Raw genomic sequence first — 23,843 nt, forward strand, 5'->3', positions numbered from 1 at the left:
CATATTCAATGATCATGATTAAATTCTGGTTTGATTGTAGAGAAATGCTGGTTGGTGAAAAGCATATCAATAAAGGAATGGGACACATGGGAGATACAATTTTGAATCAGTAGAAATTGTCGTGACTCGCGTTAAGAGATTAAGTAAAAAACAAAGGTGGTACCACGCGATTTGCGTCCTTGGTAGCACCTTTTTATATACTAGAGGAGGTAGAATTATGTCAGAAAATTATCGCGCACCTCGCGGTACACAAGATGTTTTTGGAGCAGAGGCTAAAAAATGGCAACACATTGAGCGCATCGCTCGGGAGATGTGTGATCGATATCATATCACTGAAATGCGTACACCAGTTTTTGAACATACACATGTATTTGCGCGTGGAAATGATGGTAGTGATGTCGTCAATAAAGAAATGTATACGTTTGAAGATCGCGGAAATCGATCACTGACCCTTAAACCGGAGGGAACTGCAGGTTTAGTTCGTAGTTTTGTAGAACATAAACTTTACGCAACAGGAGGCGCTTTGCAACGTTACTTCTACATTGCACCAAACTTCCGCTATGAAAGACCTCAAGCTGGACGTTTGCGTATATTCCACCAATTTGGTGTTGAATTTCTTGGAGAAGCAAACCCATATATCGATATTGAATCAATGCTTGTCGGTATCAATATTTTAAAAGAAGTTGGAATCACACAATTTAAATTAGTAGTCAATACATTGGGTGATCAAGAATCTCAGGATGCTTATAAAAAAGCCTTACGTGATCATTTTGCAGGTCATCTCGATACGATGTGTGCGGATTGTCAACGTCGTTATGAACAAAACCCTTTACGAATGTTGGATTGTAAAGTAGATCAAGAACATGAAGCGATGAAAACCGCTCCAATTAATCATGACTATTTAAACGATGCTTCACGAGAATACTTTGAAGAATTAAAACGAACGCTTGATGAACAAGGGATTGCTTATGAAATTGATTCACGATTGGTACGTGGTTTGGATTATTACCACCACACAGTCTATGAACTTATTTCTACAGATCCTAAAGCGGCATCTCAGTCAACAATTTTCGCAGGTGGACGATACAGTAAGCTTGTAGAATATTTTGGGGGGCCTTCAGTAGATGCAATTGGATTTGCGATGGGTCTTGAACGCCTTCTACTCTATGCAGATTTAGCGGGTGTCGAATTTGATACCGAAGATCGTATTGATGTATTTGGAATGCCTTTAGGACATGAAGCAAATGGCTCAATGTTTAAAATGATCGAAACCTTGCGTGAAGCAGGTTATGATGCGGATATGGATTACTACAACAAATCCATGAAAGCACAATTTAAGCAAGTTGATCGCTTTAATGCGAAGATTGCGATGATTTGTGGTAGTGATGAAGTTGCGGAAAATGTCGTAACTTTAAAAAATATTGAAACACAAGAACAATGTCGTGTGGCACACGACGATGTCGTGGAACAGGTTAGAATGTGGATTGGAGCTAAATAATGGAAAGAACACATCATAATGGAATGTTAAGAATTGAGCATGTTGGAGAACATGTGGAACTGGTTGGTTGGGTTGCGAAGCGTCGTAACTTTGGTTCAATTAATTTTATTGATTTAAGAGACCGAAGCGGTTTGGTTCAGTTAGTTGTGAATCATGATGAATATCCAATTGTTCAAGAATTAAAAAATGAATTTGTTATTTCGGTAAGTGGTACCGTTCGTGAACGTCAGGATAAAAACCCTAAAATGGATACTGGCGATATTGAAATCGAAGTAACTGAAGTTAAGATTATCAATAAAGCAGCACAAACACCGATGATTATTGCGGATGAAACGGATGCATTGGAAGAAACACGTCTCAAGTATCGTTATCTTGATTTACGTCGTCCGGTAATGCAAAATAAACTGATTACCCGTGCACGAATTGTTACAGAGATGCGTCGTACTCTTGATGAGATGGGATTTATTGATGTCGAAACACCAATGCTTACAAAATCAACACCTGAAGGGGCTCGTGAATACCTTGTCCCATCCCGTGTTCATGAAGGTGAGTTTTATGCGCTTGCACAATCACCACAAATCTTCAAACAATTACTTATGATTGGTGGTCTTGAGCGTTACTATCAAGTTGCTCGTTGTTTCCGTGATGAAGATTTACGTGCTGACCGTCAGTTAGACTTTACTCAAGTTGATATTGAAGCATCCTTTTTGGATCAACAACAATTCATGAGTCTCGTGGAAGAAGTTGTCGATAATGTTATGGTCAATGTCTTAAGTCTTGAAAAACCACGCATTCCTCAAATTCGTTTCGAAGATGCATTGAATGTTTATGGTTCTGATAAACCAGATATGCGTTTTGAAATGTACTTACAAGATTTTAACCGTATCTTTATGCTTAGCGAATTTAAAGTGTTCAGTGATACCCTTAAAGAGGGTGGTGTCTTGAAAGGTCTTGTACTTAAAGGACAAGCAGAATCAATGACTCGTAAAGTTATGGACAAATATACTGATCTTGTAAAGAAAAATGGATTAAAAGGCTTGGTAGTCTTGAAAGTTGAAGAAGATGGTTTCGCCGGTGGTGCAGCTAAATTTATCGATGAACAAGAACGCCTTCAAATGATTCAAGAATATGAATTAGAAGTCGGTGATGTTGTGTTTATTGGTAGTGGTATGTGGGAAAACACATGTACTGCAGTTGGTGCATTACGCCTTCAACTTGCGAAAGATTACAATCTCATTCCTGAAAACACCTTTGCTTATTGCTGGGTCGTGGATTTCCCAATGTTTGAAATGGATGAAGATGTTATTATTGCGCGTCATCACCCGTTTACAGCACCGCGTGAAGAGGATGAGGCACTTCTGAATACAGATCCACTCAAAGTCATTGCGCAAGCTTATGACCTTGTATTAAATGGATTTGAAATTGCTGGTGGTTCAATGCGTATTTACCGTCAAGAATTACAACAACAAATGTTTGAAATTATTGGTTTTACACCGGAACAAATTAAAAAACGTTTTGGTTTCTTTGTGGATGCCTTTAAATACGGTACACCACCCCATGGCGGTATTGCATTTGGATTGGATCGATTTGCAATGGCTTTAACACATTCCGATACAATTCGTGATGTTATTGCATTTCCTAAAAATGCATCAGCACGTTGCCCATTAACCAATGCACCTTCACCGGCTGTTGATAAACAACTTGAAGAATTGCATCTAGAAATCGTCCATAAGAAAAAAGACTCAGAATAATTTAAAAGCACCTTCGGGTGCTTTTTTTGTGTATTTATAATTTGAAGAATTATATTTAAAATAAGTATAGGCAGAATGGGAAAATAAATGTATAATATGTTGGCTAATAATTCACGCTTTGTGGACTTTGTTTCCGGAGCTGTTATTGAGTATTTCATTGACATGTTGATATGACCGTGATATACTTACCAAGCAATAAGAAAGCAGAAGCACACTTCTCACCTGATGATTCATTCATAGGTAATAAGCTTAGGTCACTATTTATTTATACCTTTGAGTGTGTTTCCTATAATGAGACACATTTTTTATTGTTTACACCACAAGGAGGTGAATTTTATTAGTAGAAGATATGGAAATGAAAAGCCTAAAGGACCAGAGGATTTAGTGAACGAAGCAATTCGTTTTAAAGAAGTTCTTGTTATTGGACCTAAAGGTGAACAACTTGGAATCCTTATGCGTCGCGAGGCTTTAGAAAAAGCTTTTGAGCACAATCTTGATTTGCTTTGTGTTGCGCCTAACGGAAACCCACCAGTATGTAAAATCGTGGATTACGGTCGCTATCGTTTTGAATTACAAAAGAAAGCGAAAGAAGCGAAGAAACATCAACATGTTACCCAAATTAAACCTCTTCGATTATCACCAGTTATTGATCAACATGACTTTGATACAAAGTTACGTCATGCTCGTAAATGGTTAGAAGAAGGAATCAAAGTTAAAGTTGACATGAGATTTAGAGGACGTCTTATCACTCGTTTAGAGGTTGGACGAAAGACAATGGATAGTTTCATCGAGGAATGCTCAGATTTAGGGTCTGTTGAAAAACGTCCTAAACTCGAAGGAAATACAATGTCTGTAGTAATATCTCCAAATAAAAAGAAATAGTTTATAAGAGGAGGGCCAGTTATGCCTAAAATGAAAACAAAACGTACTTTAGCAAAACGTGTTAAACGTACAGGATCAGGACAATTAAAAAGACAACAAGCTTATGTTTCTCACTTTGCTAGACATAAGACAAATAAACAAAATCGCCAATTACGTAAAGCTACATTAGTTTCTAAGAGCGATTACAAACGCATCAAGCATTTGTTACAAGATTAAGGAAGGATGAATTAGTATGCCAAGATCAACAAATTCAGTAGCGTCACGTGCACGCCGTAAAAGAACATTAAAATTAGCGAAAGGTTACTATGGTTCAAAACATGTACTTTACCGTACAGCTAATGAACAAGTTATGCGTTCACAACGTTATGCTTACCGTGACCGTAAACAATTAAAACGCGAAATGCGTAAGCTTTGGATCACACGTATTAACGCTGCTGCTCGTCTAAATGACATGAGCTACAGCCAATTAATGCATGGTCTACGTTTAGCAAACATCGAAATTAACCGTAAAATGTTATCAGAAATTGCTATCCATGATCCTAAAGGATTTACAACTTTAGTAGGAAAAGCTCAAAAAGCTTTAGAAAAATAATAAATCATGAGAGATGATGCTGGTAAAGTAATTAATGAATTATTGGTTGATATTTTTAATCAAATTTTAATATTAGAAGAACGATATCATCGTGTTCATGGTGTTCGATTATCTATGACGGAAATTCATGCACTTGAAAGCATTCAAAAAAGCAAATCGAAAATGATGCGGGATGTTGCGGAGGCTCTTCGAATAACGCAAGGCACTTTGACAACAACGATCAATCGATTAAGTCAAAAGGGCTATGTTCTTCGTGAACAAGATGAGAATGACCGACGTGTTTATCGACTCCGTTTAACGGATAAAGGTGAGGCGGTTATGGAAATTCATAATCAATTTCATGAAGCTATGTCAGAACGACTGCTACTTCATCTACAAGATAAAGAAGAACTCATTGATTCCATTGCGGAAATTAATGAATTCTTCAAAGAATTATATGAAATTAATTAGATCCTTCGGGATCTTTTTTTATAAAAACACCCACCAATTATTGTTTGGTGGGTGTTTCTTTACGATAAGCCTCACACAGTCTTAGATATTTCAAATCTGCGATTTCTTGGTATATGTCTTGTTGATGTGATTCAAGCATCATCAGGCCCCACGCACACCATAAGGCGTTGTGAGCCATTTCAAAGACATCAAGCTTATGTTGGAGTGTTGGGTCAGGTAAGGAGCCGAAGTACGCGTGGTAGAACTGATTTCGTAGATTGATGTCTGTGATATCATTTTCAGTGATGAAAGACATGACATCAGAACAGGGGTCGTTATCCATGGCGTATTCAAAATCAATGAGATAATCATGTTTGTCTGTAAACAAAAAATTACCGGGTACTAAATCATTGTGACATAAAATTGGGTTGTCATGCGAGTAAGCATCGGCTTCGTTCATAATTTCCATCACAAAATTCAGATCGTAACAAGGATTGTTGATTCGATTTCGGTACATTTCAAAATGTTCCTTAATACTAAATACTTTTCCTGAATTGAGTTTCAAATTATGAAATGAACGCATGAGTTTTGCAGCCCGATTCAGATATTCAATCGAAAAGGTGCTCGCATCTGCGACATAGTTGGCACATTTTATCCCTGTAGTGGGATCAAAATACCAAAGATGTGGTTCAAGATTGGAATCATTCAACAGATTGAGCACATGGCCTTCATGTTCATAATCAAACAATCCAAGGTTTTCTGGTTTTGGCATTCTTAAAACCACATCATAATGCTCCGTCTTTACGTAGTAGTTATCATTGGTAAGTCCGGTATCGATGTGTTTGATATGAAGTGCAGCTTCATTTAAAATGTCTCGAATCGTTTTTTGAATTTTCATAGTGTAATTATAGCATAAGTGTTATAATTTCATAAGACTTGGAGGTATACTATGGAACTATTAATTGCAAGCCATAACGAAGGAAAAATCCGGGAGTTTCGAGAACTTTTGGAACCTTTAGGCTATTCAGTACTGAGTGCAAAAGATTATGGCATTTCAATGGACGCTGTAATTGAAGATCAGGAAACATTTCGCGGGAATGCACGCCTTAAATCAAAATATTTATCTGAAAAAACAGGATTAACAGTTATTTCAGATGATTCGGGTTTAGTCATTGATGCGTTACCCGATATTCTTGGCGTGAAATCAGCGCGTTTCATGGGTGAAGATACATCTTATGAATTAAAAAATAATGAAATATTAAGACGTTTAGATGGGGTTGAGAACCGTAGTGCACGCTTCCATTGTGCCATTTCGCTTTATGGTCCAAAGTGTGATGAAGTCTTTGAGGGTGTTGTTGAAGGTGTGATCGGACCCATTCAAGAAGGTGGAACGGGATTTGGTTATGATCCAATATTCTATCCAGAAGGGTCAAATCAATCCTTTGGCACAATGTCACATGATGCGAAAAATAAAATATCACATCGTGGTCGAGCGGTTCAAGGCCTCTTGAATTATTTAAGGGGGTAAAGATGAAACGGAAATTTTATGGCCTCGCTGTTGTGGTTTTTGTAGTGTGTATGATGATTACGGCGATTGATATCTTATCATTTAATAGAAGTACTTATCATAATTTCTATACACGTGCGAATACTGCCCAAGAAATTGGTATTACTGAGACGGAATTGGAAGATGTAACGGTAGAACTTTTAAATTATTTGAAAGATCGTGCGCCTGCTTTATCGAAAACTGTAGTTATTCAGGGTGAAACGGTTCCGATGTTTAATGAGCGTGAACAAGAGCATATGAAAGATGTGAAAGCACTCTATCAAAAAGCGATGTTGTTTCGCAATTTAGGCATGATTTTTGTTGCGATGATGATTGTGGTGAGCTTGGGTTCGGGCGATTATCTTGATTTGGTTTTAAATCGTGATGTTTTAGGATCCGCGCTTATTGTGTTGGCTGTTGTTTTTGGAACGGTTAGTATGATCGCAATTTTAGATTTTGATACATTTTGGATTACATTCCACAATATTGTATTTAGTAATGATTTATGGCTTTTAAATCCAAGGGTGGACCGTTTAATTTTATTGGTTCCAGAACCCTTCTTTATAGGGCTTGTTTATCGTATTTTTGCTGCTACCGCAGTGATATTTGCCCTTATGGGTGCTGCCTATTTTGGCTTAGATTGGAAGGTTAAATATGATTCACGTCGTGCTTTACGAACCGGAGATTCCTCAGAATACCGGTAATATTATGAGAACTTGTGTAGCAAGTGGTGCTGCACTTCATTTAATTGAACCGTTAGGGTTTATTTTGGATGAGAAGCGTGTTAAACGTAGTGTGATGGATTATTCTGATGATTTGAATCTTACACGTCATCTTGATTGGGAGAGTTTTCTAAAGACGGTTAAGGGGCCTGTGTTTTATCTGACTCGCTATGGTGAATATACCCACAGTGATTTTGATTATTCAGCGATAGTTGAAACGGATATCTACCTTGTGTTTGGTAAGGAAAGTACGGGTATTCCTAAATCAATACTTAAAGAAAACTACGATCATTGTTTCCGAATTCCTATGGCTCCAAATGCTCGAAGTATGAATCTTTCAAACACGGTCGCAATTTGTGTCTTTGAGGTTCTGCGTCAAATTGGATATCCAGAATTAGCCACACATGAAGTTCTTAAAGGGAAAGATTTCCTAAAAGATTTTTAGTGTCTCAAGGACATGAATACGGTGGTGCGGATTCGTTGAATTCAAAAAACCATTAAACTATAATATAAGAAACGAGGTGACAGAGATGATTGAAGATTTAAATGGGTTCTTAAGTTTAGGAAGCCTTCTTATTATCGTCGTTGGTGCGATTGTGGGTTACTTCAAATTAAACAAACGCTTTAAGAAAGATGAAGAAATCGACGAGTATTATCGCGATTTATTGTAGGAGGCATGTAAGATGGTTCGAAAACAAATCCGTCCCGAAACGGGTCCGAAGTCCGTGGGTCCTTATTCAATGGGATTACTTATCGATAATACGGTTTATGTTTCAGGGCAATTGCCGATTGATGCGACATCAAATCTTGTTGCGGAAGACATTGTGAAGCAGACAATTCAAACAATCGAAAATATGGAACATATTTTGGAAGCCAGCGGTCTAAGTTTGAGTGATGTTGTGAAAACAACTGTATATCTTACCGATTTTGAAGATTTTGATAAGATGAACCAGATGTATGCCATCTATTTTTCATATCCTTACCCAGCTCGTAGTTGTATTGAAGTATCGCGTTTACCGAAGAATGCGAAGATTTCAATTGATTGTGTTGCGATTGCGCGTGAAGATATGGAATTTGAAGAAGAAGATGAAGCGTGTGAGGGATGTTGTTGTGATTAGACAGCAACCTCTTTTTTTTATTTTTAAATTGAAGTTGTGCGCTTCTTCACATAGTTTTTATCATAGATTTACAAAAATAAGGAGTGATTGATTGGGTTTTTTCAAATATGTGTTATTATCAATTTAGAGTTAAGAAGGGATGTACTTAAAGTACAGTTATGATAAATATGGAAAATTTAAGGTTAATTAAACCCAAACATATAGTTGGAATTGTTGTTGGTGCGTTATTTTCGGCATTAGCAATTAAAACGTTTGTTCGTCCAGGGAATTTGATTCCTGCTGGAGCTGGTGGATTAACAATCTTATTACTGAAAGAGAGCAGTCGATTATTTGGAATTGAATTGTCTTATGGAATTGTGTTCTTCCTGATTAATGCTATCGTGTTGATATTTGTTTGGAAAAAACTCGGTCGTCGTTTCCTTGCATTGTCCTTTTTACACGTTGGTTTGGTATCGTTATTTGTGGAAATACTCCCCGTGGTTACCGTCTTACCCAATGTTGATCCTAATGATCAGTTGATTCTCCTTGCAATTTTTGGAGGGGTGATGAACGGTGTCGGATCTTCATTTGCTTTAAAGGTAGGGGGTTCAGCAGGCGGTACTGATTTTGTCGCAATTTATTACTCTATGGTTAAGAATAAACCGATGTGGGATAAGATTATGTATTTCAATATTACCCTATTAATTTATTCTGGCTTTGTTTATGGTTGGATGCTTGCATTGTATTCAATTATTTACCAATTTGTTTCAACGCAAGTCATTGATCACTATCATGATCGTTATAAGTTATCGAGTTTACATATTATTACAGATCTACCAACGGAAGTTTCAGATGCTGTTATGGCTGTGACACGTCATGGTATTACGAAGATTGATGGTATTGGAATGTTTAAACAAAAATATAAAGCAGTTTTGTATATTGTTGTGAACCAATTTGAACTTGCATGCATTATTGATGCGATTACGCATACAGATCCGAAAGCATTTATTGAAATTTCTTCTGTAGAGCGTATTGAAGGTAATTATCGTCAAAAACCACTGGAATAAGCATTCATGCTTATTCTTTTTTTATATTTTTCATTACGCTTAATTTCTTTATTGAAAATTCCAGTCAATCTGTTGCTTTTTCAGTACAATTAGTTTAAGATGTAGGCACGATTATCAAGAGTTGAGGTAGAGAGTTAGCTCATTAACCTCATACCAACCTGCTAGAGCAAGGTGGTACAGCTAACAACGATAAGAAGCTATAGATGTATTTCTGAGCCTTAGTGTTGTTGCTAGGACTTTTTTTTATGTCGTTAGAAAAGAGGCTAGTATGAATTTAGTATTTTTTACGTCAGAGAGTGTTACGGATGGTCATCCGGATAAAATGTGTGATCAAATTGCGGATGCAATTTTAGATCAAGCATTAAAACAAGATCCTAATTCTAAGATGGCAGTTGAAGCGACCATTAAAGATAATTTTGTTTTAATCTACGGGGAGGCAAATACAAAAGCAGTGATTGATTATGCACAGGTTGCGAAAGATGTCATTGCGGATATTGGTTATCCTGAAGATTATGAAGTCATGGTTAAGGTTAATAAACAATCATCCCAAATCAATAACGCTGTTGTTTCTCAAGAAAATGTGGGAGCAGGCGATCAAGGGATTATGTTTGGGTTTGCATGTAATGAAACTGAAAATTATATGCCCCTTCCAATTCATTTAGCGCATGCCTTATCAAAACGATTAAGTGATGCGAAATCAGAAATTGATTGGCTTTATCCCGATGGGAAAACACAGGTTACAGTTGCATATGAAGGCAATGAGCCTAAGTTTGTGCATACGGTTTTAGTGAGTGCATCACATAAAGCAGGAATTGATCACGCTACCATTGAGAAAACGGTTATGGAGTCGATTATTAAACCTGTAATTGATTCAAAATGGATTACTGAAGAAACACGTTTTATTGTGAATCCAAGTGGTGAGTTTAGTATTGCAGGTCCTTTTAGTGATAGTGGTACAACAGGTCGTAAGATTGTAGTGGATAGCTATGGTGGATTTGGTCGTATCGGTGGTGGATGCTTTAGTTCGAAAGATCCATCTAAAGTGGACCGCTCAGCAGCTTACTTCTCACGTTATGTCGCAAAAAGTGTTGTGGCTGCAGGGCTTTGCGATAAAATTGAATTGCAATTGAGTTATGCAATTGGTTTATCGGATCCCCTTTCGATTCATATTGATACATTCGGAACGCATAAACGTCCTGAATCAGAGATTTTAGACATAATAAAAGCCAACTTTGATTTTAAAGTCGGCAATATTATTTTGGAACTTGATTTATTACGTCCAATCTATCGTAATACCGCAAATTTCGGTCATTTCGGTCGTGATGGCTTCCCATGGGAAGTTATTAAACCGCTTAAGTTTTAATAATAAGTTCGGAGACTTCTTGTTTAAGAAGTCTTTTTTTTATCGTCTCATCTTTGGGTAAGGTGTAAACTTCAGTTGCGCGTAATTCCAGTTCTTTAAACTGGTAATGCTTAAATTGCGTTGTATAGGGAATTTCATCATCGGACAGTTGTCGTAAGTAAGCTTTTCCTTTGGTGTTCATGCCCAAGACTCGAACGTGTTCTAGGGGTTGTTCAAGATCTTTCGTAAAATTTAAAAGTAAGTTCATTAAGGTGCGTTGTACCCGTGATCGTGTATAGCGTTTAGAGGTACACGTTTCAATTAAAACATCAAGAGGAAGATGTCGATGTTTGATGAATAGATTTTGAATCCCTTCTGAAACTAATGAATTTTGACTCAGTGTTTTAGAGGGTTGAACGGAGAGCAAATAGTGAATAAAGGGTTCATACTCCTTGAGTTGATAGTTTGTAAGTGTATTAAGGTCTAAAGGCGTTGTATGGCTAACAGAGATGCCTTCTTGATGTGCTTTACGAATTGCGGAGGCACTAGCGATGCTGGTACTAATGCTTTGATCGTGGTAGTTATTCGTGCGGAGAATGGTTAATGGCGTTATCCCGTATGTTTGGCATGCTTGGACGTAGTAGACACCTAAAATATCATTTGACTGATGGTTGGACGTATTTGAAGCATGGGCAAAGGAATGCCCTTGTTTCAGTAAGCCTTTATCAAACTGTGGTTTGACGGGAAGAACATTTGATTCTGAACCAAATACAAGGGACTGAATACCCACATGATTTAAGATTTCGACTGCCTTAAATGCGAAGACATCAGCACTTTGTAAAGTATAAATAGTTGGAAGTTCTAAAACTAAATCCACACCTGATTCAAGAGCCGCTTCTGTACGAACCCATTTATCCAGATAAGCCGGTTCACCGCGTTGTACAAAATTTGGTGACATGACCGCTATTAAAACATCACATCGCGTGATTTCACGGGTCTTTTTAATATGGTAACAATGACCATTATGTAAAGGATTATATTCAACAATAATCCCAGTTGCGGTGAGTTTGTTTTTCATATTTGTATTTTATCACATATTCATGAAAATAATGTAAAAAACAAGGTAAGAAGTCTTGAAGCATGGTACAATGTACATATTAAAATGAGGATGATTGCATGAGATTACGTAAAAAAGAGTGGAGCTCAGAAGTCTTTGAAACTTTTGCTGACTACACAGTAACAGAATTTGAAACAATTAAAGGAAATTGGAAAGAAGCACTCGGTAGCGAATTGCTTCATTTAGAGATTGGATCGGGTAAAGGTGATTACTGGCATCAGTTGTCGGCACTGTACCCAGATCGCGGTATTGTAGCGATGGAACGTGATTTTACAGCGTCTTCAATCGCATTGAAGAAATTAGAAAAAAACCCAGGAGATCATAAAAGATTTATTTATGGTGATGCGGAAAATCTAAACGATATGTTTGCACCGGGTGAAGTGGATGTGGTTCATTTAAACTTTAGTGACCCATGGCCTAAGAAACGTCATACAAAACGTCGTCTAACGTATAAAGATAAATTGGATGAATATTATTCTGTCTTATCGGATAGAGGTGAGATTTGGATGAAAACAGACAATGTGGGTCTTTTTAACTATTCACTCGTGAGTGTTGGTCAACATAAGTTTGAACTTGTGGAAGTTGACGTAGATTTTAGAAGTCATGAACATGAAGATCCATTTACCGAATATGAACGTAAGTTCCATGAAATGGGGCAACCGATTTTTAGAGCGATTTGGAGGAAAAAATAATGTTGAATGAGAAACAATTAAATTGGTTTGAAACTTTAACACAACTTGATGGTGTGAGTGGTCATGAACATCAAGTTGCTCAATATTTATTTAATGAATATTCAAACTATACCGATGAAATTCTTCGTGATAATTTAGGAGGTATTCTTGCCGTACGTCGTAGTAAGAAAAAAAACGCACCTAAAGTTTTAGTTTTAGGACATATGGATGAGGTAGGTTTTTTAGTACGTGAAGTAACGGAGACAGGTGTTTTAAAAATACATCCTGTTGGAGGTTGGTTTAGTCAAGTGCTTTTAGGACATCGTGTTCGTGTTACAACACGTAATGGTGAAGTTTATGATGGCGCTATCGGTGCAACACCACCACATATGCTCTCAGCTGAAGAACGTTTAAAGCCAATCCAGATTCCTCAGATGACTGTGGATGTTGGCGCAACAACACCTGAAGAAGTACACGCCATGGGTATTCAAATTGGTGACATGGTTGTGGTTGATGGTGAATTCAATGTATTAAACAAGGGAAAACGCCTTTTAGCCAAAGCATTTGATAACCGTTATGGATGTGTAATGGGCTTGGATCTGCTTGAAGCACTGAAAGATCAAGAATTGGATTATGATCTTTATGTTGGATGCAGTGTTCAGGAAGAAGTTGGGTTACGAGGTGCGCAAACGGTCGCAAATCTTGTGAAACCCGATCTTGCGATTATTCTGGATTGTTCGCCTGCTAATGACGCTTTAGATTCCAAGGCAATCGGCAAGTTAGGTGGTGGCGTCTTGGTCCGTGTTATGGATGGTAATATGATTGCAACAAAAGATTTAATCTACAAATTTGTGGATATCTGTAACGAACATGATATTAAGCACCAATACTATTTTTCACCAGGTGGAACAGATGCAGGTGCAGTTCACAAATCGAATTCCGGTGTTAAAACATTAACATGCTGTTTATGTGCTCGTAATATCCATACATCCAGTTCAATTTTGGATACGGATGATTACTTAGCAGCACGTGAGGCCTTATTACACTTTATTGATAAGAAGACATGGGGTGATGTCATTGCGTAAGTTAATGACTGCATTGCTACTTTTACTTCTTGTAAGTGGATGTACACCTGCAGCGATCAATTATGATGATCTTGTTAAGAGTGCATTGAGTAGACCAATGCCAGAAGCTACCAATCATAATAAAAAATATTATCGTTACTATCTTTTACCCGATGTTGGGATTAAGCAATCAACACAAATTTCAACACTCTATGAAATTGATCGCAAACCGATCATGCTTGATCTTGATGTTGCGAATATTGTAGCGAAACGTTATACCGAGATTACTGAGAATAATGAAGGAAAAGAAAAAGGGGATCAAAAAGAAGATTCTAAAATTCAATTTTCGTCATTAATCAAAGAAGAAGCAGTTTCGTATCGTACCACCGGTACCTATGTAGACGGTTCGGATAAAGAACAACACTTTATCTTTAGTATTGTTGATTTAGAAAAGCATAAAGCTGTTGTGTTAGAAAATGGTCAAGTCGATATGATGGCAATTGTGAATGATGCCAATATGGATATGATTGTGCAATCAATGTTTACAACAATGCGTAGCATCACTGTAAATGAAGATTTAGTAGTCCAAGATTTCTCGAAGAAAGATATTATTACGTATCACGAAAGATACGAAGAATTCTTTGAGCATGCGATACCAGAATCTGGAGCAATCTCGGATATAATTGATAAGACAGCTCCAAAAACGGAGTAGGATAGAAAGGTAGAGGTAATATCATGTTTCGTCGTTTAGCATCAGTTTTATTTAAAGAAGAAGAAATCGTTATAGAAGAAGAAATTTCTGATCATGTTGGTGAAGTGGAAATTCCTGAGTTGAAACCAATTCTTCCCAAAGAAAAGAAAATTGTAGAAAAACCAAAAACCGTAACAGAACATGTTGATATAACAGAGCCTGTTATAAGTGAAAAGCCTATTACTGATATGACTCCTGACGAGGCTGTGAAAGCAGCCAGTGAGTTAAACCGTAAATCTCGCATGATTACGGCTGATGATGACCTAGCAAAACGTAAAATGGAGCGCGCTAAAGCAGCACGCACATCCGAATTGGAAGTAAAAAAATTCGAATACCAACGAAAAGATATTATTAGTCCAATGTATGGTGGGCCTTCACAACCCTCAGAGCCTTTGGATATTCCTAAGAAAAATAAAGCGTCCAAACATGTACCTGTTGCGGAAGTAATAAGTCCAATGTATGGCAAGGTACAAGAAGAATCAAAAGCAGAAGCACGTAAAATTGATGAGTCACTTATGGATTTACGTGTGGATGATATTATTTCAAATGAAGGAAAAGGAGAAACAGTTCAGGTTTCTCTGTATGATTATTTAGAAGGAATTGATGAGCATGAAGAATAAACCAATTTATTTTATTGGTATTAAAGGGACCGGTATGGCAGCGTTAGCGCGTATCTGTTACAAAATGGGTTATGAAGTGATGGGTTCAGACATTGATCGTCATTTCTTTACAGAGGATGCGTTAAGAGCGTTAAACATTCCAATTGTCCCATTTAACAAAAACAATATTAAAGATAATACCGTTGTGATTATCGGGAATGCATTTTTAGATGATCATGAAGAAGTACAAGCAGCTAAGGCGAATCCGACAGTTGAAACGTATCGATATCATGAATATCTTGGGAAAATGATGGATTCGTACCGGACGATTGCGGTGAGTGGGTCCCATGGTAAAACAACGACTACAACACTTTTACGTGATATGTTAAGTTATTCAAAAGAAACGGGATACCTCATTGGTGATGGTCGTGGTGACTTGCAACGTGATGATGAATATTTTGCGGTAGAAGCATGTGAATTCCGTCGTCATTTCTTGGCATATAAACCTAAAATTGCGATTATGACGAATTTTGAGATTGATCATGTGGATTACTTTAAATCCGTTGAGGATTATTTATCCGCGTTTAAAGAATTCGCAAAGAATGTGGAATCGTTAATTGTTGTCTGGGGTGATGATCCTCATTACCAAGACTTATCATTCGATGTGGAAACATGGTCTTATGGTTTTGGTGAAGGCAATAAAATTCGTGCAACAGAACTTGAGAAGACAACGACTCACAGTATTTTTGATGTTGAAGTAGATGGAAAACGTATTCACCGTTTTAATCTTCCAATCGTAGGGGATCATATGATTTTAGATGCACTTGCAGTGATTGCTGTGGGTCTATATGAAGGCATTGAACCCAATGATATTGAGGCAGGACTTCAAACCTTTACAGGCGCTAAACGTCGTTTTGTAATTGAAACGGGAAAAGATAATGTTTATATTGATGACTATGCACATCATCCAACTGAAGTTCGTGTAACACTTGAAGCGGCTCGAACCCGTTATCCAGATCGTAAAATCGTAGGGATCTTTAAGCCTCATCGTGTTGGACGTGTTTATTACTTTGCGGATGAATTCGCAGACGCACTCAGTCTTGCTGACGAAGTGTGTTTATGTCCTTTCACAAGTATTGATGATGCGGAAGAGGGGATTGACATTGATATCACCTATCTTCAAGATCGCATTGAAGACAGTCATGTTGTGGATTTAAATGATCATGATTTAGACTTGCTTGAGTCCTTTGGACCAGCCGTTTATGTATTTATGAGTTCGAAAGATATTTATGATTTAAAAGATGCATTGAAAATACGTTTCAACGATTGAAAACTTTTTCATATACAGTTATAATGACATTAGAGAGGTGATAGAATGGATGCATTAATTCAGAATTTACGTGAAGTATCAATCTTAATTGCACCGATAGTTGGTGTGGTTTGTTTAATTATATTGGCAATGATTTTGTATCGTATTTATGTTGTTGTGAGGGATTTGCCGAAAACAATTGACCGTGTTAACGGTGTTATTGATTCGACACAAAGTTCAGTGGATCAGCTTCAAGCACCTTTAAATACTTTAAATAATGTCACAAATACAGTGGACTTGGTAAATCAATCAGCCGTAAGTGCTGTAAGCTCTGTCGCAAGTTATGGTGCGAAACATTCCGATGCCATTGTAAATTGGACAAAAGACCTTTTAGATAAACGTCGTAATGGACGGAATCCTGAAAGTTCGGATGTTCAAGAAACTGGAGATGAAAAAGAGGAGGATTTTGGAATTTATGAGTAAATATGATGAAATTTTAAATGAACTTGTTTATCAAATCGATGATGTTGTTTATAACTTTTATAGCGAAAGCAATGAAATTATTGCCGCTAAAAATGGTCAAGAACGTCTCTTAACATTTAGAGATAAAACGCTCAATACCATTAACGATATGAATGTTCGCTCACTGGAAATCATTTCGGGATTTAAAGACAGTGATTTAATACAAGAACGTGCAGAACATTTACTTGAAAAAAATAAAGATATTGTGAATTCCGCATTAGAAGTGCTTCGTGCAGCACCGGAACGCAATGAATTTTTTGATGATTTAGGAAATCTTGCAACCGGTATTTTTGAATCGGCAAAAACAACATTTCAAAAAGTTGAAGAGTCCGAAACTTTTGATCGTTTTAAAGAAGGCGCACTTTTAGGTCTTAAAAAAATGCAGAAGGGCTTGGATGACCTTGCTAAACATCCTGGTGTCGTTAAAAGTACTGAGATTGTAAAAGAAAAAACAAAAGAGGCTGTTGATGCTGGAACTCAAATTGTTAAAGATACATCTAAAAACGTTACAGATTGGGTATCAGAACAAGAATTAAGAGCTAAGGCAGAAAAAGTCTCAAAAGAAGTCCATGCAGGCGCTGAAACGGTAAAAGTTAAAGTCCATGATGGTGCTGAAAAAGTATCAGAAATTGTTGAAGATACCGTAGAAACGAAAGCACATGAATTTGAAGAAGATGCATTCAGTTTTCTTGATACCTTAGAAGAAGAATTGGATCAAGTATCAAGAGATGCAGAATCAAACCTTGAACCTTCAAATATTGTAGAAGCGGCTGAAAAACAAGTTCGTGAACTCGATAAAAAATTAGATGAAGTAAAAGAGGATGAAGAAGTATGAAACGTGTAACGATTTATGATGTAGCGAAAGAAGCTGGGGTATCACTCGCTACTGTATCACGTGTAATTAATGGTCTCGAAATTGTTCGTGAAGAAACACGTGTTAAAGTAGAAACTGCAATTGATAAATTAGGATATAAACCAAATGCTATTGCTCAAGGCCTTGCTTTACAAAAAACTACGACAATTGCGTTACTCGTACCTGAAGCAAGTTTTGGCTATACCGGTCAAATTATTAATGGTTTGATTGATGTCGCAAAGATTTATAAATACAATATTATGCTTCACACAATGACTGAAGGTATCGTAGACATTAAAGATGTTATTGATGATATCATTAAATCACGTGTGGACGGTGTAATTATCTATAACGATAAGCTCATGGAAAATGAATTGGCAGAATTGAATAAATATCAATTCCCAATTGTAATTATCGGTAATAAAATGTCTGATAAGCAAATTTCATCCGTTTACGTTGATATTGAAAAAGCAGTTTATGAATTGACGATGCAAAAAATTCAAATGGATCCTAAAAACCGTGTTGCTGTAATTCAAGACCGCAAAAATGATTTCACAACAAATCAAATGGTTTCAGGTGTTCAACGTGCATATCAAGAATTAGGTATTGATGATGAAGGGTATATTGAAATTCCACTAGATTACCGTCGTTCTTATGATTATTTCTTAGATCATATTGAATCAATGAATTACAATTTCTTAATTGCAAACCGCGATTCTCAAGCGATTTCCGCAATGAATGCGGCGCATGAGTGTAATATGAATATTCCAGAAGATTTGGAAATTGTATGTTTAATTGATACGAAGTATAACTCAATGGTACGTCCACGCTTATCAAGTTTCGCAATTCCATCCTATGATCTGGGTGCAGTTGCAATGCGTGTTCTTACAAAAATGCTTAATGAAGATGAAGTTGAAGATAAAGAAATTGAACTTAGTTATCTTTATACACCACGTCAATCCACAAAAAACTAAAAGACCCATTGGGTCTTTTTTTTATACCCAAATTCATATGATTTGTGACTTGTTCAGAATTCAATTTCAAAATAACATATAAGTGTAAGCGTTTTCTAAAACGCATGCACATTTGAAAGGGGATATTTATGAAAAGAAATTCTAGATTTAAATCATATGTAAAGACAACACTTGCGGTTGTCACCAGTTTTTCGTTATTATTACCTTTTTTTGTCATGCCATCTCATGCACTTGTTACTGGAGATGGAACGGATGAGGTGAATGAAGCGTATCATGATGGGCTTTCACTTCAACCCTTATCACCCGCTTTTAGACTCGAAACATTGATGAAATGGACACCAGAAACAGATCCCGATGCATCATTGAATCGTGCAACAATTCCTTTAAATACCAACCGATTTAAAGGCCATCAAATTAACGATCTTGCTCATCCTGATGCGAAGATCACCAATGCTGCGATTATCAATGCAAATCATGATAGCTCACCATCAACAGGTGGTAGTGATTTCAATATATATGCATTTGATAACTGGCAATACATTGATTCACTCATATATTGGGCTGGTACGGATGAAGGGATTTTTGCTTTGCCATCACCCGATATCGTCGATGCAGCGCATAAAAATGGTGTTCCAGTGTATGCGACATTAGGATTTCCATGGGGTAGTGGTCAACCAGATTCCTTAAAGGAACTCGAAGCGATGGTTCAACAAAATCCCGATGGATCATTTCCTGCAGCGGATAAAATGATCGAAATTGCGCAATACTTTGGCTTTGATGGGTATTTCTTTAATCAAGAAACTTATGGATCCAACCAACGTGTTGCGAATCAATTGAATGCGATGCTACGTTATATGCGTACCAAATCACGTGAAATGGGATATCCTATTAACATTTCTTGGTATGATGCCATGGCGAATAATGGGAATGTAAGTCATCAAAATGCAATTAATCAATCCAATGACTTATGGATGAAACCTGTTGATCATAAAGATGATTTTGGTGTTGATGAATTTTTCATTAACTATAACTGGCAAGGTCGTGTTCAAGGAACATCTGATTATTTAAAATCGATTGGACGTAATCCGTTTGACGCTTATACAGGTTTTGAGATCCAACAACGTTCTCATAAAACAAATATTGATTCTCGAACTCTAATTGGTGCTGATAAACGCATTCTATCATCCATCGCGCTTTACGCATCCAATTCAACCATGGGTCTTGCGAGAGATCCTGAAGATTTCCATCATCAAGAAAATATCTTATATACAGGACCTCAAGGCGATCCAACTTTAGCAGATGATTCCCAAAACTGGAAGGGAATGTCCCGTTATGTTGTGGACAAGTCGGTTATCACGGGTACGGAATTTCAAACAAGTTTTAATTCCGGTCATGGTCGTAAATGGTTTACGGATGGTGTTTTAACGCGTGATGGTGCATGGCACAACCGTGCGATTCAAGATATCATGCCAACCTGGCGTTTTTGGGTTAAAGATCATAAAGCGGGTCAAGCTCGCGCTGCCATTGCTTACGATTTTGATGATGCATACAATGGTGGGAATGCTTTAAAAATTGAAGGTAACTTTAAAGCAGGGGACACGAATGAAGTTATGTTATATAGTACAAAATTAAATGTAACCGATACAACAAAAGTTGATGTCGTTACAAAGACGACACCGAATACGACGCTACGTTTAGGGGTAACGTTTGATGAAAACTATAAAGATCATGATGCGACATTCTTTACACTTACATCCGATAAAGATGGGTGGGTACGTCACAGTGTAGATTTATCCACTTATAGTGGTTCTGTGATGCATGCACTTAGTCTTCAAGTTGAAGCGAAACAAGCAGGGCCGATTAAAGTAAATCTTGGCCAAATTCATGTGTATACAAATACGGCACCACGCTTGGCCGGTCCGTCAAACATTGTGGTAACCGAACAATTGCTTGCGGATGCTCGTATGGCTCAATTTAGAGCGACCTGGGACAAAGTAGACGGTGCTCAGTATTATGAAGTCTACCAAGTAAATAACGATGGAGTACCTGTGTTATTAGGCACAAGTACAAACAATCATTTCTATGCTGATAAGATTACTCGAACTGATGCGAATGCATTTGAAGACAACCATACAACCATTCAAGTAATCACCATAAATAAAGACGGACAACGAGGCCTTGGTACAGAGGGTCGTTTTGAATGGGGTGTAGACCTCAACCGTAGTGAAGTTGTGGAAATGGAAGTTCCCATAAATGTTGCGTTAAATGCGGAAGTAACAGCTGTAAGTCATCAAAATGATGCGGAACCTGCATCGAAAGCTTTAGATGGAACAGCACAAGGAAACAGTAAATGGGCTTCATCACCAAAAAGTAATGGATACATGGATATCAAACTGGATGCGCCAAAAACAATCAAACGTTGGCGTGTTGAGCATGCGGAATACGGTGGAGAAGCCAAAGACATGAATACCATTAACTTCTCACTGCATTATAAAAATGAGAAAGGCGATTGGATCTTAGCAAAACAGATTAAAAATAATCGTGAAGCCGTAACCGATGTCTTGTTAGATGAACCGATTACCTCTCAAGAGTGGAAATTGAAGATTGATTTAGCGGGGTCATCGCCATGGCAAGCAGTTCGTATTTATGAATGGCAAATGTTTGAAACGGATTCCTTCCCAAAACCCAATAACTTATTACTCAATCAAGTTGAAGCAAAACCTCAAGCAAATGGTATTGGTTCATTAACCTTTAAACATGTTCCTGCGAAAACAACCGTACACCTTTATCGCAAACTTGAAGATAAAAAACCAAATCAATCCATTCGCAATGAAAAACAAGGAACCATGGTCCTTAAAGATTTCGATTTTAGTGAGTACGATGGTTTGATTTACTACACCATCCAACCGGATTTCTCGGAAGAAAGTTTTAAAAACAGTATTGCTTTCGAAATTCCAACAGAAACAAAAGCAATGACTTCAATCCATATAACAAGTGATGTGAATGAGGCCATAGAAGTACCATTTATGATTAAAAATCACGAAAACAAAGTAGTCTATGAAGGTGTAAGTACTCAAGCGGGAATTGAAACTGAATTACCATTAGGAAACTATACACTTACACTAAAAACACTTCCTAAAGGTTATCCTAATAATATCCTTGAATATCCTTTTGAAGTTAAAGATGATATAAGCATGAATCAAGTATCCATTACGCTTGTTCAATCAAAATCATATCAAGCCTTAAACATAGGGCTTGAAGCGTATGAAAAGCTTGATCGTAAAATCTATACACAAGCATCCCTTGAAAAAGCAGATTCAGTCGTTGTAGAAGCAAAGGCGCTCCTTGAACTTGAAACTGCGCAAGAAAAAGATTATGAAGCGATGCTAATTAAGTTGAACGATGCTATCGATAAGCTTGAGAAAATTCACGATGCAGAATATGTGAAGCTTCAAGAGCGTATTCAAGAACTTGAGAGTTTGGACCGAAGTGTCTATACCGAAGCCTCCTTAGCACAATTTGATACAATCTATGCTGAAGCTAAGGCAATGCTTGAAGGAAACGAGGCATCCGAGACACAGTATAAAACAATTCACGAACGTCTTAACAAAGCGCTTGATGATTTAGTACTGAAACTCGATATAAAAGCATTGGATGCTCTTATTGAATCGGCAAAAACAATCGATGCCAGTCTTTATACATCAGAAAGTTTTGCGACATTCCAAGAGGTACTCGAAAATGTTCAAACATTACGGAATAAAGTGTCATATCAAACAGAGATGGATGCTCTAGTTAAATCTCTACAAGAATCCATCGATGGTTTAAAACGAATCCGTAACACCGAATTCCTTGAACAACTTATCAAAGAAGCCGATGCAGTAAACTTAGATCTCTATACAGAGTCAAGTTTAATTCGCCTTCATGATGCACACAAACATGCACGAACCATTGCGGAACTTGAACTATCAACACAACAAGATATCGATGACGCAGCAGAAAATCTAAAACATGCCTTATCACTTCTTGAACGAATTGATATGAGTCAAGATTGGAGTGGTGTTGATGAACTTATAGAAATGCTTGGAGAACTTGAAGCAAACCGTTATGATGAAACAACATTTAAAGCACTTCAAGAATATATTGAGCAGGTGAACACGCTGCGTTTGGATCTTAATCTCTCTCAAGATGAAATTGATGAAGTCGCAGAAAAAGTTCAAGAACTTGTCATAAATTTACGACCTGTAAAACTGGATCAGGAAATGATTGATCGCTTGGAAGACCGTGTCAGTGAAGCACGTCAACTTGATGTAACTCACTATACGGAAGAAAGCTTCGTAGGGCTTGAAAATGCACTCCAAAAGGCAGAGACCATTTTAGGACGTATTCAAGGTAGACAATTTAGAAGTATTTCAATTCCTAAACCCGTATCACAGGAAGAACTCAATGAAGCTGTTTTAGAACTCGAAACAGCAATGGATGCACTTGTTCGTATTGATGAATCCGTGGATCCAGAGGAAAAACCGGAAGTGAGACCGGAAGTGAAACCGGAAGTGAAACCAGAAGAAAAACCAGAAGTGAAACCGGAAGAAAAACCAGAAGTGAAACCGGAAGAAAAACCAGAAGTGAAACCTGAAACAAATCCTTCTGAAGCATTGAATAAAGGTGGGACTGAGGGTGTTATATCTCAAAAAGATAAAACAAAAGAACTTCCTAAAACCGGTGTTTCAAATACAAGCCTATACGGTGGTATCGTAATGTTAGGATTAGGATTGGCTCTAAAACGACGTCATAAACACTAATAACAAAGAGGGGAAACCCTCTTTTTTAAGCTTTCTAAGCACTTGTTACTTTGTTAGCAAAGTAAATCTTAATAAAAATTTAATTTTTGGTTTTATCCTTGACAATAAATGACCAAGAGCGTATTATTGTACATGGTCAGTGATGACCGGTTGAACACCAAATATTCTTTACCCCCCCACCCAAGATATTTGTGTGATTCAACAACTTCATTGAAAGGCGCAGCGTGCGTCTTTTTTTATATGACCAGGAGGTTTTAT

At 37.3% G+C, this 23,843-nt stretch carries 24 protein-coding genes and 1 other annotated feature (1 of these 25 only partly in view); of the genes, 22 read left to right on the forward strand and 2 right to left on the reverse strand.

Features of this window, described 5'->3' with window-relative positions; genetic code table 11:
• Nucleotides 1-184: a binding site (T-box leader), on the forward strand; it begins 1 nt to the left of the window's first position.
• A gap of 33 nt (nt 185-217) precedes the next feature.
• The 6 genes from hisS to EL194_RS06175 all read left to right on the forward strand — a co-directional run bounded on the left by hisS (nt 218) and on the right by EL194_RS06175 (nt 5,173).
• Complete coding sequence (hisS, locus tag EL194_RS06150) at nt 218-1,498, forward strand: histidine--tRNA ligase (protein ID WP_003773177.1); 1,281 nt, start codon at nt 218-220, stop codon at nt 1,496-1,498.
• A complete protein-coding gene (aspS, locus tag EL194_RS06155; protein ID WP_003773179.1) occupies nt 1,498-3,249 on the forward strand; it encodes an aspartate--tRNA ligase in 1,752 nt (583 codons plus the stop codon). The genes hisS and aspS overlap by 1 nt, the downstream gene beginning before the upstream one ends.
• A 291-nt stretch (nt 3,250-3,540) precedes the next feature.
• The gene (gene infC / locus EL194_RS06160; protein WP_003773181.1) at nt 3,541-4,131 is read left to right on the forward strand and encodes a translation initiation factor IF-3; all 591 of its coding nucleotides are present in this window, start codon (nt 3,541-3,543) and stop codon (nt 4,129-4,131) included.
• A 21-nt stretch (nt 4,132-4,152) separates the two neighbouring features.
• Entirely contained in the window at nt 4,153-4,347 is a 195-nt protein-coding gene (gene rpmI, locus EL194_RS06165; RefSeq protein WP_003773183.1) for a 50S ribosomal protein L35, read from the forward strand.
• A gap of 16 nt (nt 4,348-4,363) precedes the next feature.
• On the forward strand, nt 4,364-4,723 hold the full coding sequence (rplT, locus tag EL194_RS06170; RefSeq protein WP_003773184.1) for a 50S ribosomal protein L20: 360 nt from the start codon (nt 4,364-4,366) through the stop codon (nt 4,721-4,723).
• Between the two features lie 6 nt (nt 4,724-4,729).
• Nucleotides 4,730-5,173 (forward strand): MarR family winged helix-turn-helix transcriptional regulator, encoded by a 444-nt coding sequence (locus EL194_RS06175; RefSeq protein ID WP_003773186.1) that lies wholly within the window; start codon nt 4,730-4,732, stop codon nt 5,171-5,173.
• Between the two features lie 37 nt (nt 5,174-5,210).
• On the opposite strand, the gene EL194_RS06180 is transcribed toward EL194_RS06175, so the two are convergent.
• Nucleotides 5,211-6,050 (reverse strand): choline kinase family protein, encoded by an 840-nt coding sequence (locus EL194_RS06180; protein WP_003773189.1) that lies wholly within the window; start codon nt 6,048-6,050, stop codon nt 5,211-5,213.
• 51 nt (nt 6,051-6,101) lie between these two features.
• On the opposite strand from EL194_RS06180, the gene rdgB reads away from it, so the two are divergent.
• The 7 genes from rdgB (at nt 6,102) to metK (ending at nt 10,947) form a co-directional block, all read left to right on the forward strand.
• Entirely contained in the window at nt 6,102-6,680 is a 579-nt protein-coding gene (rdgB, locus tag EL194_RS06185; protein WP_003773191.1) for an RdgB/HAM1 family non-canonical purine NTP pyrophosphatase, read from the forward strand.
• A gap of 2 nt (nt 6,681-6,682) precedes the next feature.
• On the forward strand, nt 6,683-7,402 hold the full coding sequence (locus EL194_RS06190; RefSeq protein WP_003773193.1) for a TIGR01906 family membrane protein: 720 nt from the start codon (nt 6,683-6,685) through the stop codon (nt 7,400-7,402).
• Nucleotides 7,353-7,865, forward strand: a complete 513-nt coding sequence (locus EL194_RS06195; RefSeq protein ID WP_003773194.1) for a tRNA (cytidine(34)-2'-O)-methyltransferase — start codon at nt 7,353-7,355, stop codon at nt 7,863-7,865. The genes EL194_RS06190 and EL194_RS06195 overlap by 50 nt, the downstream gene beginning before the upstream one ends.
• 85 nt (nt 7,866-7,950) lie before the next feature.
• Nucleotides 7,951-8,091 carry a hypothetical protein gene (locus EL194_RS06200; RefSeq protein WP_003773197.1) on the forward strand — a complete coding sequence of 47 codons (141 nt, stop codon included), beginning with the start codon at nt 7,951-7,953 and terminating at the stop codon, nt 8,089-8,091.
• Nucleotides 8,092-8,103: 12 nt separating this feature from the next.
• Nucleotides 8,104-8,538 carry a Rid family detoxifying hydrolase gene (locus tag EL194_RS06205; protein ID WP_003773199.1) on the forward strand — a complete coding sequence of 145 codons (435 nt, stop codon included), beginning with the start codon at nt 8,104-8,106 and terminating at the stop codon, nt 8,536-8,538.
• 158 nt (nt 8,539-8,696) lie between these two features.
• Nucleotides 8,697-9,584: a YitT family protein gene (locus EL194_RS06210; protein ID WP_013852743.1), complete on the forward strand. Its 888-nt coding sequence runs from the start codon at nt 8,697-8,699 to the stop codon at nt 9,582-9,584.
• A gap of 268 nt (nt 9,585-9,852) precedes the next feature.
• Nucleotides 9,853-10,947 (forward strand): methionine adenosyltransferase, encoded by a 1,095-nt coding sequence (gene metK, locus EL194_RS06215; RefSeq protein WP_003773201.1) that lies wholly within the window; start codon nt 9,853-9,855, stop codon nt 10,945-10,947.
• Here metK and EL194_RS06220 read toward each other — a convergent pair.
• Nucleotides 10,937-12,004: a nucleotidyltransferase family protein gene (locus tag EL194_RS06220; protein ID WP_003773202.1), complete on the reverse strand. Its 1,068-nt coding sequence runs from the start codon at nt 12,002-12,004 to the stop codon at nt 10,937-10,939. The two genes, metK and EL194_RS06220, sit on opposite strands and share 11 nt — an antisense overlap.
• A gap of 98 nt (nt 12,005-12,102) precedes the next feature.
• Between EL194_RS06220 and trmB the strand changes: the two genes are divergently transcribed.
• The 9 genes from trmB (at nt 12,103) to EL194_RS06265 (ending at nt 23,585) form a co-directional block, all read left to right on the forward strand.
• Nucleotides 12,103-12,735: a tRNA (guanosine(46)-N7)-methyltransferase TrmB gene (gene trmB, locus EL194_RS06225; RefSeq protein ID WP_003773203.1), complete on the forward strand. Its 633-nt coding sequence runs from the start codon at nt 12,103-12,105 to the stop codon at nt 12,733-12,735.
• A complete protein-coding gene (locus tag EL194_RS06230) occupies nt 12,735-13,799 on the forward strand; it encodes a M42 family metallopeptidase (RefSeq protein ID WP_003773204.1) in 1,065 nt (354 codons plus the stop codon). The genes trmB and EL194_RS06230 overlap by 1 nt, the downstream gene beginning before the upstream one ends.
• Complete coding sequence (locus EL194_RS06235) at nt 13,786-14,490, forward strand: hypothetical protein (RefSeq protein ID WP_003773205.1); 705 nt, start codon at nt 13,786-13,788, stop codon at nt 14,488-14,490. Before EL194_RS06230 ends, EL194_RS06235 begins: the two co-directional genes overlap by 14 nt.
• A gap of 23 nt (nt 14,491-14,513) precedes the next feature.
• A complete protein-coding gene (locus EL194_RS06240) occupies nt 14,514-15,149 on the forward strand; it encodes a hypothetical protein (RefSeq protein ID WP_003773206.1) in 636 nt (211 codons plus the stop codon).
• Nucleotides 15,133-16,458 (forward strand): UDP-N-acetylmuramate--L-alanine ligase, encoded by a 1,326-nt coding sequence (gene murC / locus EL194_RS06245; RefSeq protein ID WP_003773207.1) that lies wholly within the window; start codon nt 15,133-15,135, stop codon nt 16,456-16,458. The genes EL194_RS06240 and murC overlap by 17 nt, the downstream gene beginning before the upstream one ends.
• Before the next feature lie 45 nt (nt 16,459-16,503).
• Complete coding sequence (locus EL194_RS06250) at nt 16,504-16,920, forward strand: hypothetical protein (RefSeq protein ID WP_003773209.1); 417 nt, start codon at nt 16,504-16,506, stop codon at nt 16,918-16,920.
• Nucleotides 16,913-17,794, forward strand: coding sequence for a hypothetical protein (locus EL194_RS06255; RefSeq protein WP_003773211.1), 882 nt, complete (start codon nt 16,913-16,915; stop codon nt 17,792-17,794). Before EL194_RS06250 ends, EL194_RS06255 begins: the two co-directional genes overlap by 8 nt.
• Nucleotides 17,791-18,786, forward strand: coding sequence for a LacI family DNA-binding transcriptional regulator (locus EL194_RS06260; RefSeq protein ID WP_003773213.1), 996 nt, complete (start codon nt 17,791-17,793; stop codon nt 18,784-18,786). The genes EL194_RS06255 and EL194_RS06260 overlap by 4 nt, the downstream gene beginning before the upstream one ends.
• 128 nt (nt 18,787-18,914) lie before the next feature.
• Entirely contained in the window at nt 18,915-23,585 is a 4,671-nt protein-coding gene (locus EL194_RS06265) for an endo-beta-N-acetylglucosaminidase (RefSeq protein ID WP_003773215.1), read from the forward strand.
• Nucleotides 23,586-23,843: the final 258 nt, after the last annotated feature.

The organism is Erysipelothrix rhusiopathiae, from assembly GCF_900637845.1.
Taxonomy (GTDB): Bacteria; Bacillota_I; Bacilli_A; order Erysipelotrichales; family Erysipelotrichaceae; genus Erysipelothrix; species Erysipelothrix rhusiopathiae.

Coding starts and splice junctions, on each gene's coding strand:
- EL194_RS06175 (WP_003773186.1), top strand. CDS start 4,730: ATGAGAGATGATGCTGGTAAAGTAATTAATGAATTATTGGTTGATATT.
- metK (WP_003773201.1), top strand. CDS start 9,853: ATGAATTTAGTATTTTTTACGTCAGAGAGTGTTACGGATGGTCATCCG.
- trmB (WP_003773203.1), top strand. CDS start 12,103: ATGAGATTACGTAAAAAAGAGTGGAGCTCAGAAGTCTTTGAAACTTTT.
- EL194_RS06250 (WP_003773209.1), top strand. CDS start 16,504: ATGGATGCATTAATTCAGAATTTACGTGAAGTATCAATCTTAATTGCA.
- EL194_RS06220 (WP_003773202.1), bottom strand. CDS start 12,004: ATGAAAAACAAACTCACCGCAACTGGGATTATTGTTGAATATAATCCT.
- EL194_RS06235 (WP_003773205.1), top strand. CDS start 13,786: ATGTCATTGCGTAAGTTAATGACTGCATTGCTACTTTTACTTCTTGTA.
- rplT (WP_003773184.1), top strand. CDS start 4,364: ATGCCAAGATCAACAAATTCAGTAGCGTCACGTGCACGCCGTAAAAGA.
- EL194_RS06230 (WP_003773204.1), top strand. CDS start 12,735: ATGTTGAATGAGAAACAATTAAATTGGTTTGAAACTTTAACACAACTT.
- EL194_RS06210 (WP_013852743.1), top strand. CDS start 8,697: ATGATAAATATGGAAAATTTAAGGTTAATTAAACCCAAACATATAGTT.
- EL194_RS06255 (WP_003773211.1), top strand. CDS start 16,913: ATGAGTAAATATGATGAAATTTTAAATGAACTTGTTTATCAAATCGAT.
- EL194_RS06265 (WP_003773215.1), top strand. CDS start 18,915: ATGAAAAGAAATTCTAGATTTAAATCATATGTAAAGACAACACTTGCG.
- aspS (WP_003773179.1), top strand. CDS start 1,498: ATGGAAAGAACACATCATAATGGAATGTTAAGAATTGAGCATGTTGGA.
- infC (WP_003773181.1), top strand. CDS start 3,541: ATGAGACACATTTTTTATTGTTTACACCACAAGGAGGTGAATTTTATT.
- EL194_RS06180 (WP_003773189.1), bottom strand. CDS start 6,050: ATGAAAATTCAAAAAACGATTCGAGACATTTTAAATGAAGCTGCACTT.
- murC (WP_003773207.1), top strand. CDS start 15,133: ATGAGCATGAAGAATAAACCAATTTATTTTATTGGTATTAAAGGGACC.
- EL194_RS06205 (WP_003773199.1), top strand. CDS start 8,104: ATGGTTCGAAAACAAATCCGTCCCGAAACGGGTCCGAAGTCCGTGGGT.
- EL194_RS06240 (WP_003773206.1), top strand. CDS start 14,514: ATGTTTCGTCGTTTAGCATCAGTTTTATTTAAAGAAGAAGAAATCGTT.
- rpmI (WP_003773183.1), top strand. CDS start 4,153: ATGCCTAAAATGAAAACAAAACGTACTTTAGCAAAACGTGTTAAACGT.
- rdgB (WP_003773191.1), top strand. CDS start 6,102: ATGGAACTATTAATTGCAAGCCATAACGAAGGAAAAATCCGGGAGTTT.
- EL194_RS06195 (WP_003773194.1), top strand. CDS start 7,353: ATGATTCACGTCGTGCTTTACGAACCGGAGATTCCTCAGAATACCGGT.
- EL194_RS06200 (WP_003773197.1), top strand. CDS start 7,951: ATGATTGAAGATTTAAATGGGTTCTTAAGTTTAGGAAGCCTTCTTATT.
- hisS (WP_003773177.1), top strand. CDS start 218: ATGTCAGAAAATTATCGCGCACCTCGCGGTACACAAGATGTTTTTGGA.
- EL194_RS06190 (WP_003773193.1), top strand. CDS start 6,683: ATGAAACGGAAATTTTATGGCCTCGCTGTTGTGGTTTTTGTAGTGTGT.
- EL194_RS06260 (WP_003773213.1), top strand. CDS start 17,791: ATGAAACGTGTAACGATTTATGATGTAGCGAAAGAAGCTGGGGTATCA.